General features: G+C 38.4%; 8 protein-coding genes, 2 tRNA genes and 3 rRNA genes. 10 read left to right on the top strand and 3 right to left on the bottom strand.

Translation table 11 applies throughout. From position 1 onward, the window contains the following. The first annotated feature begins 153 nt into the window (after nucleotides 1-153). Nucleotides 154-786: a 7-carboxy-7-deazaguanine synthase QueE gene (locus tag Q1W72_RS06400; protein WP_099713552.1), complete on the top strand. Its 633-nt coding sequence runs from the start codon at nucleotides 154-156 to the stop codon at nucleotides 784-786. Between the two features lie 71 nt (nucleotides 787-857). On the opposite strand, the gene Q1W72_RS06395 is transcribed toward Q1W72_RS06400, so the two are convergent. Beyond that, entirely contained in the window at nucleotides 858-1,400 is a 543-nt protein-coding gene (locus Q1W72_RS06395) for a YfiT family bacillithiol transferase (RefSeq protein WP_302137678.1), read from the bottom strand. Between the two features lie 16 nt (nucleotides 1,401-1,416). Beyond that, entirely contained in the window at nucleotides 1,417-2,133 is a 717-nt protein-coding gene (locus Q1W72_RS06390) for a bifunctional 2-polyprenyl-6-hydroxyphenol methylase/3-demethylubiquinol 3-O-methyltransferase UbiG (RefSeq protein WP_302137676.1), read from the bottom strand. Between the two features lie 91 nt (nucleotides 2,134-2,224). Here Q1W72_RS06390 and Q1W72_RS06385 point away from each other — a divergent pair, with 91 nt between their 5' ends. Further along, nucleotides 2,225-2,719 carry a YkgJ family cysteine cluster protein gene (locus Q1W72_RS06385; protein ID WP_302137675.1) on the top strand — a complete coding sequence of 165 codons (495 nt, stop codon included), beginning with the start codon at nucleotides 2,225-2,227 and terminating at the stop codon, nucleotides 2,717-2,719. A 43-nt stretch (nucleotides 2,720-2,762) separates the two neighbouring features. Here Q1W72_RS06385 and Q1W72_RS06380 read toward each other — a convergent pair whose 3' ends face one another. Further along, the gene (locus tag Q1W72_RS06380) at nucleotides 2,763-3,980 is read right to left on the bottom strand and encodes a DUF1343 domain-containing protein (protein ID WP_302137674.1); all 1,218 of its coding nucleotides are present in this window, start codon (nucleotides 3,978-3,980) and stop codon (nucleotides 2,763-2,765) included. Between the two features lie 112 nt (nucleotides 3,981-4,092). On the opposite strand from Q1W72_RS06380, the gene Q1W72_RS06375 reads away from it, so the two are divergent. From Q1W72_RS06375 to istA, 8 genes are all read left to right on the top strand, one after another. Continuing rightward, entirely contained in the window at nucleotides 4,093-5,319 is a 1,227-nt protein-coding gene (locus tag Q1W72_RS06375; protein WP_302137672.1) for an ABC transporter permease, read from the top strand. A 1,054-nt stretch (nucleotides 5,320-6,373) separates the two neighbouring features. Continuing rightward, nucleotides 6,374-7,887, top strand: a 16S ribosomal RNA gene (locus tag Q1W72_RS06370). 124 nt (nucleotides 7,888-8,011) lie between these two features. Next, nucleotides 8,012-8,085 (top strand) — tRNA-Ile (locus Q1W72_RS06365). A 93-nt stretch (nucleotides 8,086-8,178) separates the two neighbouring features. Then, nucleotides 8,179-8,252: transfer RNA gene (locus Q1W72_RS06360), tRNA-Ala, on the top strand. A 193-nt stretch (nucleotides 8,253-8,445) separates the two neighbouring features. Next, nucleotides 8,446-11,333 (top strand): 23S ribosomal RNA (locus tag Q1W72_RS06355). A 147-nt stretch (nucleotides 11,334-11,480) separates the two neighbouring features. Beyond that, nucleotides 11,481-11,590 (top strand): 5S ribosomal RNA (gene rrf, locus Q1W72_RS06350). The 16S, 23S and 5S rRNA genes sit together here with 2 tRNA genes alongside, the layout of an rRNA operon. Nucleotides 11,591-11,925: 335 nt before the next feature. Further along, nucleotides 11,926-13,128, top strand: a complete 1,203-nt coding sequence (locus Q1W72_RS06345; RefSeq protein WP_302137671.1) for a hypothetical protein — start codon at nucleotides 11,926-11,928, stop codon at nucleotides 13,126-13,128. Nucleotides 13,129-13,288: 160 nt separating this feature from the next. Further along, nucleotides 13,289-14,836: an IS21 family transposase gene (gene istA, locus Q1W72_RS06340; protein WP_158730039.1), complete on the top strand. Its 1,548-nt coding sequence runs from the start codon at nucleotides 13,289-13,291 to the stop codon at nucleotides 14,834-14,836. Nucleotides 14,837-14,838: the final 2 nt, after the last annotated feature.

The raw sequence follows: 14,838 nt of genomic DNA, 5'->3' as shown, positions 1-14,838 counted from the left end.
GTATTATGAAATTTTAATTTTATCAATTGTATTGAATTTTTTTAGAATCATTATGAACCGTAGATTTCTGTTTTTTAAAGTTTATTGTTTTAGTTTCTGTTTTCAAATTAACTCATTTTCAAATTAACTATCTTTGCACTTTAAAATAAAATAATGTTATCAAAAGAAATACAATTAGAAGTTAATAAAGGTGCCATGCTTCCGTTAATGGAAGAATTCTATACTATACAAGGGGAAGGATTTCATACTGGGACAGCTGCATACTTTATTAGAATTGGCGGATGTGATGTGGGTTGTCATTGGTGTGATGTTAAGGAAAGCTGGAATGCAGAATTACATCCTCCAACAGGTGTAGATTTAATAGTTACAAATGCAAGTAAATACTCAGAGACTGTTGTAGTTACTGGTGGAGAGCCTTTGATGTGGGATATGACTTTGCTGACGCAAAAGCTAAAAGAAAATAATAGAAAAGTTCATATTGAAACTTCAGGAGCGTATCCGCTTACTGGAAATTGGGATTGGATTTGTCTGTCTCCAAAGAAAAATAAACTACCTACACAAACGGTTTATGATAATGCACATGAGTTGAAAGTTATCATTTATAATAAACACGATTTTATTTTTGCTGAAGAGCAAGCTGAAAAAGTGAATAGTAATGCCATTCTGTTTTTACAACCTGAATGGAGTAAAAAAGAAGAAATGACTCCGCTGATTGTAGATTATGTGATGAACAATCCAAAATGGCGTGTTTCTTTACAGACCCATAAATATTTGAATATTCCTTAAAATTTAAAAATCCCAAATGCAAATTGTATTTGGGATTTTTTATCAATGGTAAAAATGGTTTTAACGTTCAATTACCAACCTTTTTGTTCTTTTAATGCTGTGATATGTGCTAAGTGGTGATTTCCATGCCAAGCATAAGTTCCAATTATTTCCTTCAATTGAAATGCTGTGTTATGCTCAGGATGAATAAAGGATTTTTCTAAATCAGATTCTGATAGGCTATTCATTAAATATACCAAACGAAAGTGTAAACCTTCCAGAAACGAAAGTGTAGGTTGGATAGGCATTGTCATATTATCATGTAATTCAGCCCAACGGTCTTCGTGATAGAATTTTATTGTAGGATTATCTTCGGTCAGCGTCCATTTGATTCTAATAAAACAATTTAAGTGACTATCGGCACAATGATGAATTACTTGACGAATAGTCCAGCCATCTTTTCGATACGGTGTTTCGAGTTGTTCCTCGGTTAAATGAAGCACTTCTTTTTTCAATCGTTCAGGGAAACTGGCGATTTCTGCTATTTTATTAGTTAGATATTCGCTGGAATAGCTTTCTGGAGCTATAAATTTCCCAATAGGATAACGTAATTTTTCTAATGCTGTATTTTCCATTCTAAAATGTGTTCTTTTAAATTGAAAGTTTGGCTAAATAATCATAATGTTCCCCTTCAAGAATTAACTCGCTTTGTAATCCATTGGCGAAAGCCGCATTTTGCAAAGTGTTATAATCTAAATAAAGCCAAGGGAATTTGTCTTCTTTTTCGTTTTTATAACGTATTGTAAAAGTCAATTCGCCATAATATCCATTACTTGGAATCCATTTTCCGCCATCTTCGTCATTATCAAACATATAAATTATATCCGAAGAATCAATTAGAATTTGTCCATTTGGGTTTAGCAAACTTCTTAGTTTCTGTAAAAATGTAGTGGTTTCTTTCAGTGTTCCAAAAATGCCGGTACCATTCATTAATAATAAAATGGTGTCAAATTTATTTTCAGGATTATCAGAGTCCATTTCAAGAATATTCTGAACTTTAGTATTTTTTAAACCGCGTAATTTACAGGCTTCAATTGCATTTTTAGAAATATCAATCGAGTGAACGTCAAGATTTCTTTCGTTTTGTAGACACAAACTATGACTTCCTGCGCCACAACCTACATCCAAAATTTTTCCCTTCGCAAGTTGTAATGCTTTCTGCTCTAGTTTTGGCATTTCGTCATAGGAACGAAATAGATATTCAACACTCATTTCATCTTCTTCGGAAATGGAGGTTTCCGTTATTAAATCTTCCGGGAAATTATTAGTTTGAAAATCGAGTATGGCTTTGCCAAAAAGGTCTTTCATTGTAGTTGATGTGTTAATTTGGTGATTTGTTGGTTTGTTTTAAGTAATTTCGCGGAATGTTTTATCGAATAACCGAAAAACAAATCTACGAATGAACACTATTTTAAACAATCTTCCTAAAGAAGCCAAAGATAAGCATATCGAAAACAAAAAGTATTTCGATAAGCTGAAAAAGAAGACACCAAAGAATTTGGATTATGTGATGCAAGATTTACATGATGCTGAATTCAAGAAAACGGATTGTTTAACGTGTGCTAATTGTTGTAAAACTACTGGACCATTATTTACGGATGCAGATATTGAGCGTGTTTCAAAATATCTTAGACAAAAACCACAACAGTTTATCGAGCAATATCTTCGCATTGACGAAGACAGAGATTATGTGTTACAAAGTGTGCCGTGTACTTTTCTGGATAATGAAAATGCATGTATGATTTATGATGTTTGTCCAAAAGCATGTAGAGAATTTCCACACACAGATAGAAAAAAGTTCCAGCAAATCACAGATTTAACGTTGAAAAACGTAGCTATTTGTCCGGCAGCTTTTAATATTGTAGAGGAAATGAAGAAGAAATTGCCCTTGTAACTAATGTACTAGCAAGTCGTGCTTCTCGTTTCTTTATTCCTTTTTAATATATCAAATATTTCAATCTCATTTCTTTAAAATCGATTAGCCCTTTTTTCCAGCTTTCTCTGATTTTATCTTCCGAAGTCCCAGCTTCTATTTGTTCTTGTAATTTTTTAGTTCCTGCGAGTTTGGTAAAAAAAGGATTGAAGAATTTAGATTTGTCCGTTGTAGTTTGATAGGCTTTAATTAACCATTTTAATTCTAATTGATTTACTTTTTTAGCTGTAGATAAATCTTCTCCGTAACATTCGATACCATTGTAAACAGGATTTTGTGCGCCAAAATTTGGTTTAGGAATAAAACTAAAATCACTTTTAGGTAAATAAGGAGAGCCATAAATCTGAAATTGTTTTTCAGTTCCCCTTCCCACACTCACATTTGTACCTTCAAAAAGACACAAACTCGCATAAAGATTTACGGCTTGATCGTTCGGAAGATTCGGTGAAGGTTTTACAGGTAAACTATAATTCATTTTTCTATTGTAATTAATACAAGGAATAACGGTCAATTTGCATTGTACTTCATTCTTTAACCATTTTTCACCGTTTATCATTTGCGCATATTCGCCAATTGTCATTCCGTGAAGCAAAGGGATTGGATGCATTCCCACAAAACTGGTATATGCAGTTTCAAGAATTGGCCCGTCTACAATACTTACGTTTGGATTTGGTCGGTCAAGAATTAAAAGTGGAATATTATTTTCGGCACAGGCTTCCATGATATAATGTAACGAAGAAATATAAGTATAAAATCGCGCGCCTACGTCTTGCAAATCAAAAACCATAATGTCAATTCCGGCTAGTTGTTCTGGTTTCGGTTTTTTGTTATCGCCATAAAGCGAAATAATTGAAAGTCCAGTTTTAGAATCTTTCCCATCAACTAAATGTTCACCTGCATCTGCAGTTCCGCGAAAACCATGTTCTGGTGCAAATATTTTTTGGATAGCAATGTTTTTTTCTAATAGAAAATCTACTAAATGCGTTTTATTAGATAGAATTCCGGTTTGATTAGTGACAACGCCAATTTTCTTATCCTTTAATAATGGTAAATAATGGTTGTAATTATCAGCTCCAGTCTTTATTTCGATAGTTAGGTTGTTTTTAGTGTTTTCTAAAGTTGGTTTTAGATTTTCGCTGTCATTTGTTTTCCTTGCTGAACAGGAAGTTGAAATGATTGTTAAAAATATAAAACTAACCGATATTCTTAAAAATGGAATCATATAGTAGTTCAAATAAAATTAATGCCAATTAGTGTAATTCGTGTTTTAGCTGTATTTTTGGCTTTAGCTACGCAAACTGGCGAAGCAAATCCAAATTAGAAAAGCAATCAAATTGAATTTAGAATATTTCATCGCCAAACGACTTATAACCGCTAAAGATTATAAAAGTAGCATATCTGCGCCAATTATAAAAATTGCAATCTCGGCAATTGCCATTGGTATGATTATGATGATTGTTTCAGTAGCAACTGGAATTGGACTACAGCAAAAAATTCGAGAGAAAGTTTCGGCTTTCAATGGACATATCATTATTTCGAATTACGACAACAATCAATCCGAAGTTACGCTGACACCCATTTCTAAAAAACAAGATTTTTATCCAAAGTTTACATCTGTTCCCGGAGTTGAGCATATTCAGGCTATTGCCAGTAAAGCCGGAATTATTAGAACCGAAACTGCTTTCGAAGGGATTATTTTCAAAGGAGTAGGAAATGATTATAAATGGGATAATATAAAGGAATACATTGTTCAAGGGAGAATTCCAAATGTCAATGGGAATTTAAATGAAGAAGTTGTGATTTCTGAGTTTATAGCAAATAGATTGAATTTGAAAGTGGGTGACGCATTCAATACTTTTTTCATGAAAGAGAGTGGGTATAACTTGAGGAATTTTGATGTTGTTGGAATTTTTAATTCTGGTTTTCAAGAATTCGACGCTACCTATATAATAGGAGATATTCGTCACATGCAGCGTATCAATAAATGGGCGCCAGATCAAATAGGTGCTTTCGAAGTCTTTGTTGACGATTTTGATACTATAGAAGCTACGGGTGAGCAAGTATATGCGCAAACAGCATCAACATTAGACTCCAAAACTATAATTGAAAAATACAGTTATATATTCGAATGGCTTCAACTATTTGATTTCAACATCATCGTTATATTAGTAGTCATGATTCTTGTTGCTACAATAAATATGGTAGTAGCGTTATTAGTGCTTATACTTGAACGAACGCAAATGATAGGAATTCTAAAAGCATTAGGGGCTAATAATTGGTCAGTCCGAAAAATATTTCTTTACAACGCCTTCTACCTTATAGTAAGAGGACTCTTCTGGGGGAATCTAATAGGTGTCTCGTTATTATTAATCCAACAACAATTCGGGATAATTCAACTTCCTCCTGAGAACTATTACGTCAATCAAGCGCCAGTATACTTAAATTGGGGATACATACTTTTATTAAATATGCTTACAGTGACCGTTTGTTTCCTGGTATTATTAATTCCGTCCTATATAATAACCAAAATATCACCGGTGAAAGCCATACGTTTCGATTAGGAAATTCTTTTTGGCGTTCCTCTTTAATATAAAGAAAGGCGATTCTTTTAGTGGAGAATCGCCTTTCTTTATATTAAGGAGTCGGGCTATTCGCTACAAGTCCTCGTCCCGCCAAAAAAAGGCGGGACTGTGGGCTATTCGCTGCTATCCCTAACGCGAACTTTGGATAAGTAGAGTTTTTTGTTGTTTTGATGTATATTTTGTGTCCTTATATATAGGAGAGAATAGAAAAGAGAAGTTTGTTATTATATAAGGTATAGCATAAAACCATCTTATTAATCCAGACATTTTTTTTTGTTAGCGTACTAGTAAGGTAAGCTGTTTCCAAGGAGCAAAACGCATCGAATAGCTGTAGAAAAGACAATAAAGCGATAATTCCCTAAGATTTTATAAAGAAAGGAAAGGCAGTTGAAAGTTGCCCATCTTTATTGGAATAGGTGGTTTTGATTTGAAATCCCATTAATCAGCTGTAAGATTGTTGAATAGTATAAAAAACTTTGTGTTTCAAGAATCATGTTTTCAGCGAGTTAAAGATTGGGTTGTAAAAACATGAAAAAAAAGGTTTAAAAAAGCTTGTAAAAGCGAATAAAGGTGCTACTTTTGCACCCGCAATGACGCAGACGTTCTTTAGAAGACTGACAAGTAAACTGGATTGAGAGAGGAAATTTATTTTCAAAAAAAGATTCAGAAAAGCTTGTGAGATTAGAAAGAGCTTATTACATTTGCACCCCGCAAAACGCGCAAAGTTCCTTGACAAACTGATAAGAAAACGGTAGTAAAACGGAGATAAAAATTTCCAAAAAAAACTTCAAAATTTTCTTGCCAGTTAAAAAAGAAGTTGTACTTTTGCACCCGCTTCGAGAAACACTTTAAGTAGTGTTGACGAAGGGAAAAACAAAGAAGAACACGTTCCTAGACATATTGAATTGACAGCCGTTTTGAAAGAGATTTCAAAACAAAAGAATGAGAGTAATAGAATCGAGAGATTTGAAAAAACCACTAGAATTTAGTCGAATAAACAAAGAGAGAAGATTTATCTGATCTCACACAATATACGATGAAGAGTTTGATCCTGGCTCAGGATGAACGCTAGCGGCAGGCTTAACACATGCAAGTCGAGGGGTATAGTTCTTCGGAACTAGAGACCGGCGCACGGGTGCGTAACGCGTATGCAATCTACCTTTCACAGAGGGATAGCCCAGAGAAATTTGGATTAATACCTCATAGTATTATAGAGTGGCATCACTTTATAATTAAAGTCACAACGGTGAAAGATGAGCATGCGTCCCATTAGCTAGTTGGTAAGGTAACGGCTTACCAAGGCAACGATGGGTAGGGGTCCTGAGAGGGAGATCCCCCACACTGGTACTGAGACACGGACCAGACTCCTACGGGAGGCAGCAGTGAGGAATATTGGACAATGGGCGCAAGCCTGATCCAGCCATGCCGCGTGCAGGATGACGGTCCTATGGATTGTAAACTGCTTTTGCACAGGAAGAAACAACATTACGTGTAATGTCTTGACGGTACTGTGAGAATAAGGATCGGCTAACTCCGTGCCAGCAGCCGCGGTAATACGGAGGATCCAAGCGTTATCCGGAATCATTGGGTTTAAAGGGTCCGTAGGCGGTCTTATAAGTCAGTGGTGAAATCTCCCCGCTCAACGGGGAAACGGCCATTGATACTGTAGGACTTGAATTATTAGGAAGTAACTAGAATATGTAGTGTAGCGGTGAAATGCTTAGAGATTACATGGAATACCAATTGCGAAGGCAGGTTACTACTAATGGATTGACGCTGATGGACGAAAGCGTGGGTAGCGAACAGGATTAGATACCCTGGTAGTCCACGCCGTAAACGATGGATACTAGCTGTTGGGAGCAATCTCAGTGGCTAAGCGAAAGTGATAAGTATCCCACCTGGGGAGTACGTTCGCAAGAATGAAACTCAAAGGAATTGACGGGGGCCCGCACAAGCGGTGGAGCATGTGGTTTAATTCGATGATACGCGAGGAACCTTACCAAGGCTTAAATGTAGATTGACCGGTTTGGAAACAGACCCTTCGCAAGACAATTTACAAGGTGCTGCATGGTTGTCGTCAGCTCGTGCCGTGAGGTGTCAGGTTAAGTCCTATAACGAGCGCAACCCCTGTTGTTAGTTGCCAGCGAGTCATGTCGGGAACTCTAACGAGACTGCCAGTGCAAACTGAGAGGAAGGTGGGGATGACGTCAAATCATCACGGCCCTTACGCCTTGGGCTACACACGTGCTACAATGGCCGGTACAGAGAGCAGCCACTGGGTGACCAGGAGCGAATCTACAAAGCCGGTCACAGTTCGGATCGGAGTCTGCAACTCGACTCCGTGAAGCTGGAATCGCTAGTAATCGGATATCAGCCATGATCCGGTGAATACGTTCCCGGGCCTTGTACACACCGCCCGTCAAGCCATGGAAGCTGGGGGTGCCTGAAGTCGGTGACCGCAAGGAGCTGCCTAGGGTAAAACTGGTAACTAGGGCTAAGTCGTAACAAGGTAGCCGTACCGGAAGGTGCGGCTGGAACACCTCCTTTCTAGAGCCTTAGTGTTAGTAGCAATACACGCTAGGGAAAGAAGACGAAAGTTCGAGAAGGAAACAAATACCAACATTTTATTACTCTTGCTGTTAGTTCAAATAATACCATTTAAGAATAAGAGTGTCTCGTAGCTCAGCTGGTTAGAGTACTACACTGATAATGTAGGGGTCGACAGTTCGAGTCTGTCCGAGACAACTATTTAAAGCTTAAATAAAAGAAGAAATTCTAGAGTTGAGGAGTTATGAAATATAAATTCATAATTCATAATTCACAATTCATAATTAGATTGGGGGATTAGCTCAGCTGGCTAGAGCGCCTGCCTTGCACGCAGGAGGTCAACGGTTCGACTCCGTTATTCTCCACTATTCGAGTGAATAGTAAAGAGTAAAAAGTAATTAGTCAAAAACTAATCACTAATTACTAAGGGCTAATCACTAGAAAAAAGTTCATTGACATATTGAGATAAGAAAATAATAAAAAGTAGAAAGCATTTTTTACTTGTTTATCATTAGGCAAGTAAAAGAAACGGTCTCGTTTTAAGTAACGAGATTGGTACAATAAGCAAAATAAGGGCGTATGGGGGATGCCTTGGCTCTCAGAGGCGATGAAAGGCGTGATAAGCTGCGAAAAGCTGCGGGGATTGGCACACACGATACGATCCGCAGATACCTGAATGGGGCAACCCACTATGTTGAAGACATAGTACACCGATAGGTGGGCAAACCCGCTGAACTGAAACATCTAAGTAGGCGGAGGAGAAGAAAACAAAAGTGATTCCGTAAGTAGTGGCGAGCGAACGCGGATTAGCCCAAACCAATGTTGTTACGGCAATGTTGGGGTTGTAGGACCACGAAATTTGATGCGGATAGAATTAGAATCTACTGGAAAGTAGAGCCAAAGAAGGTGATAGCCCTGTATAAGTAATAGAAGATATTGATAGTGGTATCCTGAGTAGGGCGGGGCACGTGAAACCCTGTCTGAATTTGGCGGGACCATCCGCTAAGGCTAAATACTCCTGAGAGACCGATAGTGAACCAGTACCGTGAGGGAAAGGTGAAAAGAACCGTGAATAACGGAGTGAAATAGATCCTGAAACCATACGCTTACAAGCGGTCGGAGCCCATTCGTTGGGTGACGGCGTGCCTTTTGCATAATGAGCCTACGAGTTAACGTTGCTGGCAAGGATAAGTGGTTAAGCCACGGATCCGTAGCGAAAGCGAGTCTGAATAGGGCGCTTTAGTCAGTAGTGTTAGACGCGAAACCGTGTGATCTACCCATGGGCAGGATGAAGCGCTGGTAACACAGTGTGGAGGTCCGAACCGGTTGACGTTGAAAAGTCTTCGGATGACCTGTGGGTAGGGGTGAAAGGCCAATCAAACTCGGAAATAGCTCGTACTCCCCGAAATGCATTTAGGTGCAGCGCACGGCGCAAAGTTATATAGAGGTAGAGCTACTGATTGGATGCGGGGGCTTCACCGCCTACCAATTCCTGACAAACTCCGAATGCTATATAATGTTTCCGTGCAGTGAGGGCTTGGGTGCTAAGGTCCAAGTCCGAGAGGGAAAGAACCCAGACCATCAGCTAAGGTCCCCAAATATACGCTAAGTTGAAAGAACGAGGTTTGTCTGCCCAGACAGCTAGGATGTTGGCTTGGAAGCAGCCATTCATTTAAAGAGTGCGTAACAGCTCACTAGTCGAGCGGACGAGCATGGATAATAATCGGGCATAAGCGTATTACCGAAGCTATGGATTTCATATTAAATTATGGAGTGGTAGGGGAGCATTCTAACAGGGTTGAAGGTGTATCGTAAGGTATGCTGGACTGGTTAGAAAAGAAAATGTAGGCATAAGTAACGATAATGCGGGCGAGAAACCCGCACACCGAAAGACTAAGGTTTCCACAGCTATGCTAATCAGCTGTGGGTTAGTCGGGACCTAAGGCGAACCCGAAAGGGACAGTCGATGGACAACGGGTTAATATTCCCGTACTAGTTATTACTGTGATGGGGTGACGGAGTGATGAAAGCGCCGCGAACTGACGGAATAGTTCGTTGAAGTACCTACCTATAAGCTGCGCAGGCAAATCCACGCGGCTTGGGGAAATACGATAGTACTCGGAGTCTTCGGACAAAGAGATAGTGCGCCTAAGGGCTTCCAAGAAAAACCTCTAAACTTCAGGTAATAAGTACCCGTACCGCAAACCGACACAGGTAGTCGAGGAGAGAATCCTAAGGTGCTCGAGAGATTCATGGCTAAGGAATTAGGCAAAATAGACCCGTAACTTCGGGAGAAGGGTCGCCAGCAGCAATGCTGGCCGCAGTGAAGAGGTCCAGGCGACTGTTTATCAAAAACACAGGGCTCTGCAAAATCGTAAGATGAAGTATAGGGCCTGACACCTGCCCGGTGCTGGAAGGTTAAGTGGAGATGTTATGAGTAATCAGAAGCATTGAAATGAAGCCCCAGTAAACGGCGGCCGTAACTATAACGGTCCTAAGGTAGCGAAATTCCTTGTCGGGTAAGTTCCGACCTGCACGAATGGTGTAACGATCTGGACACTGTCTCAGCCATGAGCTCGGTGAAATTGTAGTAGCGGTGAAGATGCCGCTTACCCGCAGTGGGACGAAAAGACCCTGTGCACCTTTACTATAGCTTAGTATTGACCTTGGATAAATGATGTGTAGGATAGGTTGGAGACTGTGAAGTGGCGTCGCTAGGCGTTGTGGAGTCATTGTTGAAATACAACCCTTTGTTTATCTGAGGCCTAACCCCGCATTGCGGGGGACATTGCTTGGTGGGTAGTTTGACTGGGGTGGTCGCCTCCAAAAGAGTAACGGAGGCTTCTAAAGGTTCCCTCAGTACGCTTGGTAACCGTGCGTAGAGTGCAATGGCATAAGGGAGCTTGACTGAGAGACATACAGGTCGATCAGGTACGAAAGTAGAGCATAGTGATCCGGTGGTTCCGCATGGAAGGGCCATCGCTCAAAGGATAAAAGGTACGCCGGGGATAACAGGCTGATCTCCCCCAAGAGCTCATATCGACGGGGGGGTTTGGCACCTCGATGTCGGCTCGTCACATCCTGGGGCTGGAGAAGGTCCCAAGGGTTGGGCTGTTCGCCCATTAAAGTGGCACGCGAGCTGGGTTCAGAACGTCGTGAGACAGTTCGGTCTCTATCTACTGTGGGCGCAAGAAATTTGAGTGGATCTGATTCTAGTACGAGAGGACCGAATTGGACAAACCTCTAGTGTATCTGTTGTCACGCCAGTGGCATCGCAGAGTAGCTACGTTTGGAAGGGATAAGCGCTGAAAGCATATAAGCGCGAAACCCACCACAAGATGAGATTTCTTTTAAGGGTCGTGGGAGATGACCACGTTGATAGGCTATAGATGTAAAGGCAGTAATGTCATAGTCGAGTAGTACTAATAACCCGTAAGCTTATGTACGCTTTTCTCCCGTCTTTCGGGACGGGAGAAGAAACTTTCTAATACTTTTTATTTTCTTTATCTCAGTATGTTAAGATATTATGTAATTAATTATCAATGATAAATTTTTAATTGTTACAATAATTGCCCAAAGCAATTATAACCTCTTAAGGTGGTTATTGCGGCGGGGCTCACCTCTTCCCATCCCGAACAGAGTAGTTAAGCCCGCCTGCGCAGATGGTACTGCAGTTATGTGGGAGAGTATGTCGTCGCCTTTCTTTGAAGAATCCTCATCATTCATTTGATGAGGATTTTTTGTTTTACAGCGGTAAGACGTGTTCGGCTAACGCCTCGACTCGTTGCCTTTCTTTAATCTGAACTTGTTTTTGATTCTTTTAAATCCTAATCATATATGTGATGAGGGTTTTTAGTGTTTGATAAGGTTGAGTTTTTATAAACTATTCAAATAGGTATGAAGATTATAGCTATTTAATCTCTTTATTTTTAAATAGTTAAATTTTTATTAAAATTTGATTTGTTCATTGGAAATAAAAGAATACTTTTAGTGATTAAAAATATTATACTGTTATATATTAACTACAAAAATCAGTTTATGAAGAAAAAATTACTTTTATTTTTACTATTTCATTTATTATTTGGGTTTACATTAAGTTCGAAAAATTTAAAGGATCTTGTGAAATTACATGATGTGAATTTTGATGTTTCTTCAAAATTGATTTCTGCAGATACAATAAAAAAAAATAAAAAATCATTAAGGATTTCAAAAACCAAAGCTGTTTTACCACCACCTTCAACTACTGCTGGTAGTTCTTGTGGTGATGGTGTTAGTTTAATGCAGGTAAATGTTTACGCATTTGGAGCTAATGGTACAGAAACTATTGAATGGTTTACTTCTCAAACATCAACAACCCCTATTTACACTGGAACTATTTACAGTCCAAGTATTAGTTCAACTAGAACGTATTATGTGCGTAGTAGGTCAGGAAGTGATATTAGTACACGTGTACCGGTCGTAGCATCAATTTATGTAGCGCCTTCAGCGGTTACTTTGACAGCTTCTCCACCAAATAATACAACAAGTCCTTTATGTTTAGGAACACCAGTTACTTTTACTGCTTCAGGTGGAGCAGATTTATTCGAGTTTTCTGTTGATGGTGTTGTTATGCAAGGCATGTCAACAAATAGAATGTTTACAACTAATGCTTTAACTGATGGTCAAGTTGTTAAAGTAAGGACTAGATATGCAGTTACTATGGATGGATCTATTACTGAGACATCATGGGGAACGGGAGCTTTAGAGGATAACTTTCTTTCCGCTCCATTATCTGCGAATGCTTCAACAGGATATTTAAATTCTTTAAAAATAAGTGCTTTAGAAGATAAGGTAGTTTTAGGGATTGCTGGTAAAGTTTTAAATAATAGAAGTATTTTGTTGTTTCTTGATACTAAAAATGGAGGATTTAATGTTTCAAATTATGGTGATGAAGCAGGTTCTGATCCATTAGTTAGAGCCTTTAATATTTTTAATAATAATCCTAGTACTTTCGATTCTTATTTTCAGGCTGATTATTGTTTAGTTATTTCTACAGATGCAGCCGAAACGAATTATTATGCTAATGTTATTGAATTAAGAACAGGCACTTCAGTTAAAACTTATTTAGGAAGTGCTGCGACAGGTATTCCTTCAGCAGTAATGGGTGTTAATAAAAATAATAGTGGGATTAATGATTATAATCTTGGTTTTGAAGTAGAAGTTTTAAAATCTCTTATTGGTTGGAAAAACCAGTCAAATTGACCATCCTATTCCAGTGCAAATTGACCACCAGTTTCGGAGCAAACTGACCACCACTTTCCAGTTCAAATTGACCACCTAATTTTGGGGTACAATTGATCATCAAAAACTACTTACTTTTTCATGTTGTTAGCACCATACATTCGTTAAAAAAAGACGGATTATGGCAAACAAAATAACAGACATGAGTAAAATTAGAAAAGCAATTAAGTTCTACTGTAACGGAAAAAGTAAGTTATTCATAAGTAAGTACTTATCTCTTTCTAGAAATACGGTAAAGAAGTATATTTCTTTATTTGAAGTGCTAGGATTAAGTTTTGAAGTAATTAGTGAAAAAACTGATGCTGAGTTAGAACTTTTGTTCTCACACACTACCGTGGAATCAATCAGTCCCAAACTGCAGCTTCTTTATGATTTTTTTCCTAAAATGGAACGCGAACTAAAAAAAGTTGGCGTTACCATACAGCACATGTGGGAGCAATATATTGTCCTAAATCCTAATGGTTACCGAAGCTCGCAATTTGGACATCATTATAAAATATGGAGCAAACGAGTCAATCCAGTGATGCACATGAATCACAAAGCGGGTGATAAAATGTATGTGGATTATGCTGGAAAAACACTCTCCATCATTGATAAAGACACGGGAGAAATTAAAGAAGTACAATTTTTTGTAGCCATATTAGGAGCCAGTCAATACACCTATGCCGAAGCTTCCATGAGCCAACAAAAGGAAGATTTTGTTACATCGGTAGAAAATGCTATGCGTTTTTTTGAAGGTACTCCTGCGGCAATTGTTCCGGATAATTTAAAATCTGCAGTGATAAAAAGCAGTCGTTTTGAACCCACCATTAATGAAACCTTGGCTGATTTAGCCGAACATTACCAAACTACAATCTTGCCTGCCAGGGCTTATAAACCCCGAGACAAATCATTGGTTGAAGGAGCTGTTAAGATCTTGTATCGAAGGATTTATGTAAATCTAAAAGAAACTAAATTCTTTTCTCTGGAAGAATTAAACCAGCAAATATGGGATTTATTGGATGCTCATAACAGTCGAAAACTCACAGGACGTCCGTACTCTCGGATAGAATTATTTTTAGAAGATGAACAACAAAAACTAAGTCCATTACCACAAGAACGTTTTGAAATCAAATACCAATCCTTTGCAACAGTAATGCAAAATGGGCATGTTCAATTAAGTCAGGACAAAAATTACTATAGCGTTCCGTATCAATATGTCAAGAAAAAAGCGAAACTATTGTATACCAAATCAACGGTAGAGATCTATCACAAATACAATCGAATAGCCATCCATCCAAGGAATTACAAACCTTATATCTATACCACAATCCCGGAACATATGGCTAGCACGCATCAATTTGTAGCTCAGTGGAGTGCTGCCCGCTTCATTGATTGGGCCAGTAGTATTGACGAGTCAGTAGCAGAATATATTATGCAAATAATTGAAAGTAGAAACCATCCTGAACAGGCTTATAAAAGTTGTTTGGGAATATTAAACTTCGAGAAAAAGGTAGGGAAAGAGCGATTAATAAATGCCTGTAAGCGGGCACTTGATTTTAAAATTTACAATTTTAAGACCATTCAAAATATTTTAGAAAACAACTTAGATCATATCGAATTTGAACAAGAACCTGAGCAGGAACTTCCAATTCACGCTAACATAAGAGGAAAACAGTATTATAATTAAAT

Source organism: Flavobacterium sp. ZE23DGlu08 (assembly GCF_030505335.1).
In the GTDB taxonomy this organism is placed as follows: Bacteria; Bacteroidota; Bacteroidia; order Flavobacteriales; family Flavobacteriaceae; genus Flavobacterium; species Flavobacterium algoritolerans.
Note: the sequence above shows the minus strand (reverse complement) of the source record. Positions and strands in the feature narration are given on the sequence as shown.

Coding starts and splice junctions, on each gene's coding strand:
- Q1W72_RS06390 (WP_302137676.1), bottom strand. CDS start 2,133: ATGAAAGACCTTTTTGGCAAAGCCATACTCGATTTTCAAACTAATAAT.
- Q1W72_RS06385 (WP_302137675.1), top strand. CDS start 2,225: ATGAACACTATTTTAAACAATCTTCCTAAAGAAGCCAAAGATAAGCAT.
- istA (WP_158730039.1), top strand. CDS start 13,289: ATGGCAAACAAAATAACAGACATGAGTAAAATTAGAAAAGCAATTAAG.
- Q1W72_RS06345 (WP_302137671.1), top strand. CDS start 11,926: ATGAAGAAAAAATTACTTTTATTTTTACTATTTCATTTATTATTTGGG.
- Q1W72_RS06400 (WP_099713552.1), top strand. CDS start 154: ATGTTATCAAAAGAAATACAATTAGAAGTTAATAAAGGTGCCATGCTT.
- Q1W72_RS06380 (WP_302137674.1), bottom strand. CDS start 3,980: ATGATTCCATTTTTAAGAATATCGGTTAGTTTTATATTTTTAACAATC.
- Q1W72_RS06395 (WP_302137678.1), bottom strand. CDS start 1,400: ATGGAAAATACAGCATTAGAAAAATTACGTTATCCTATTGGGAAATTT.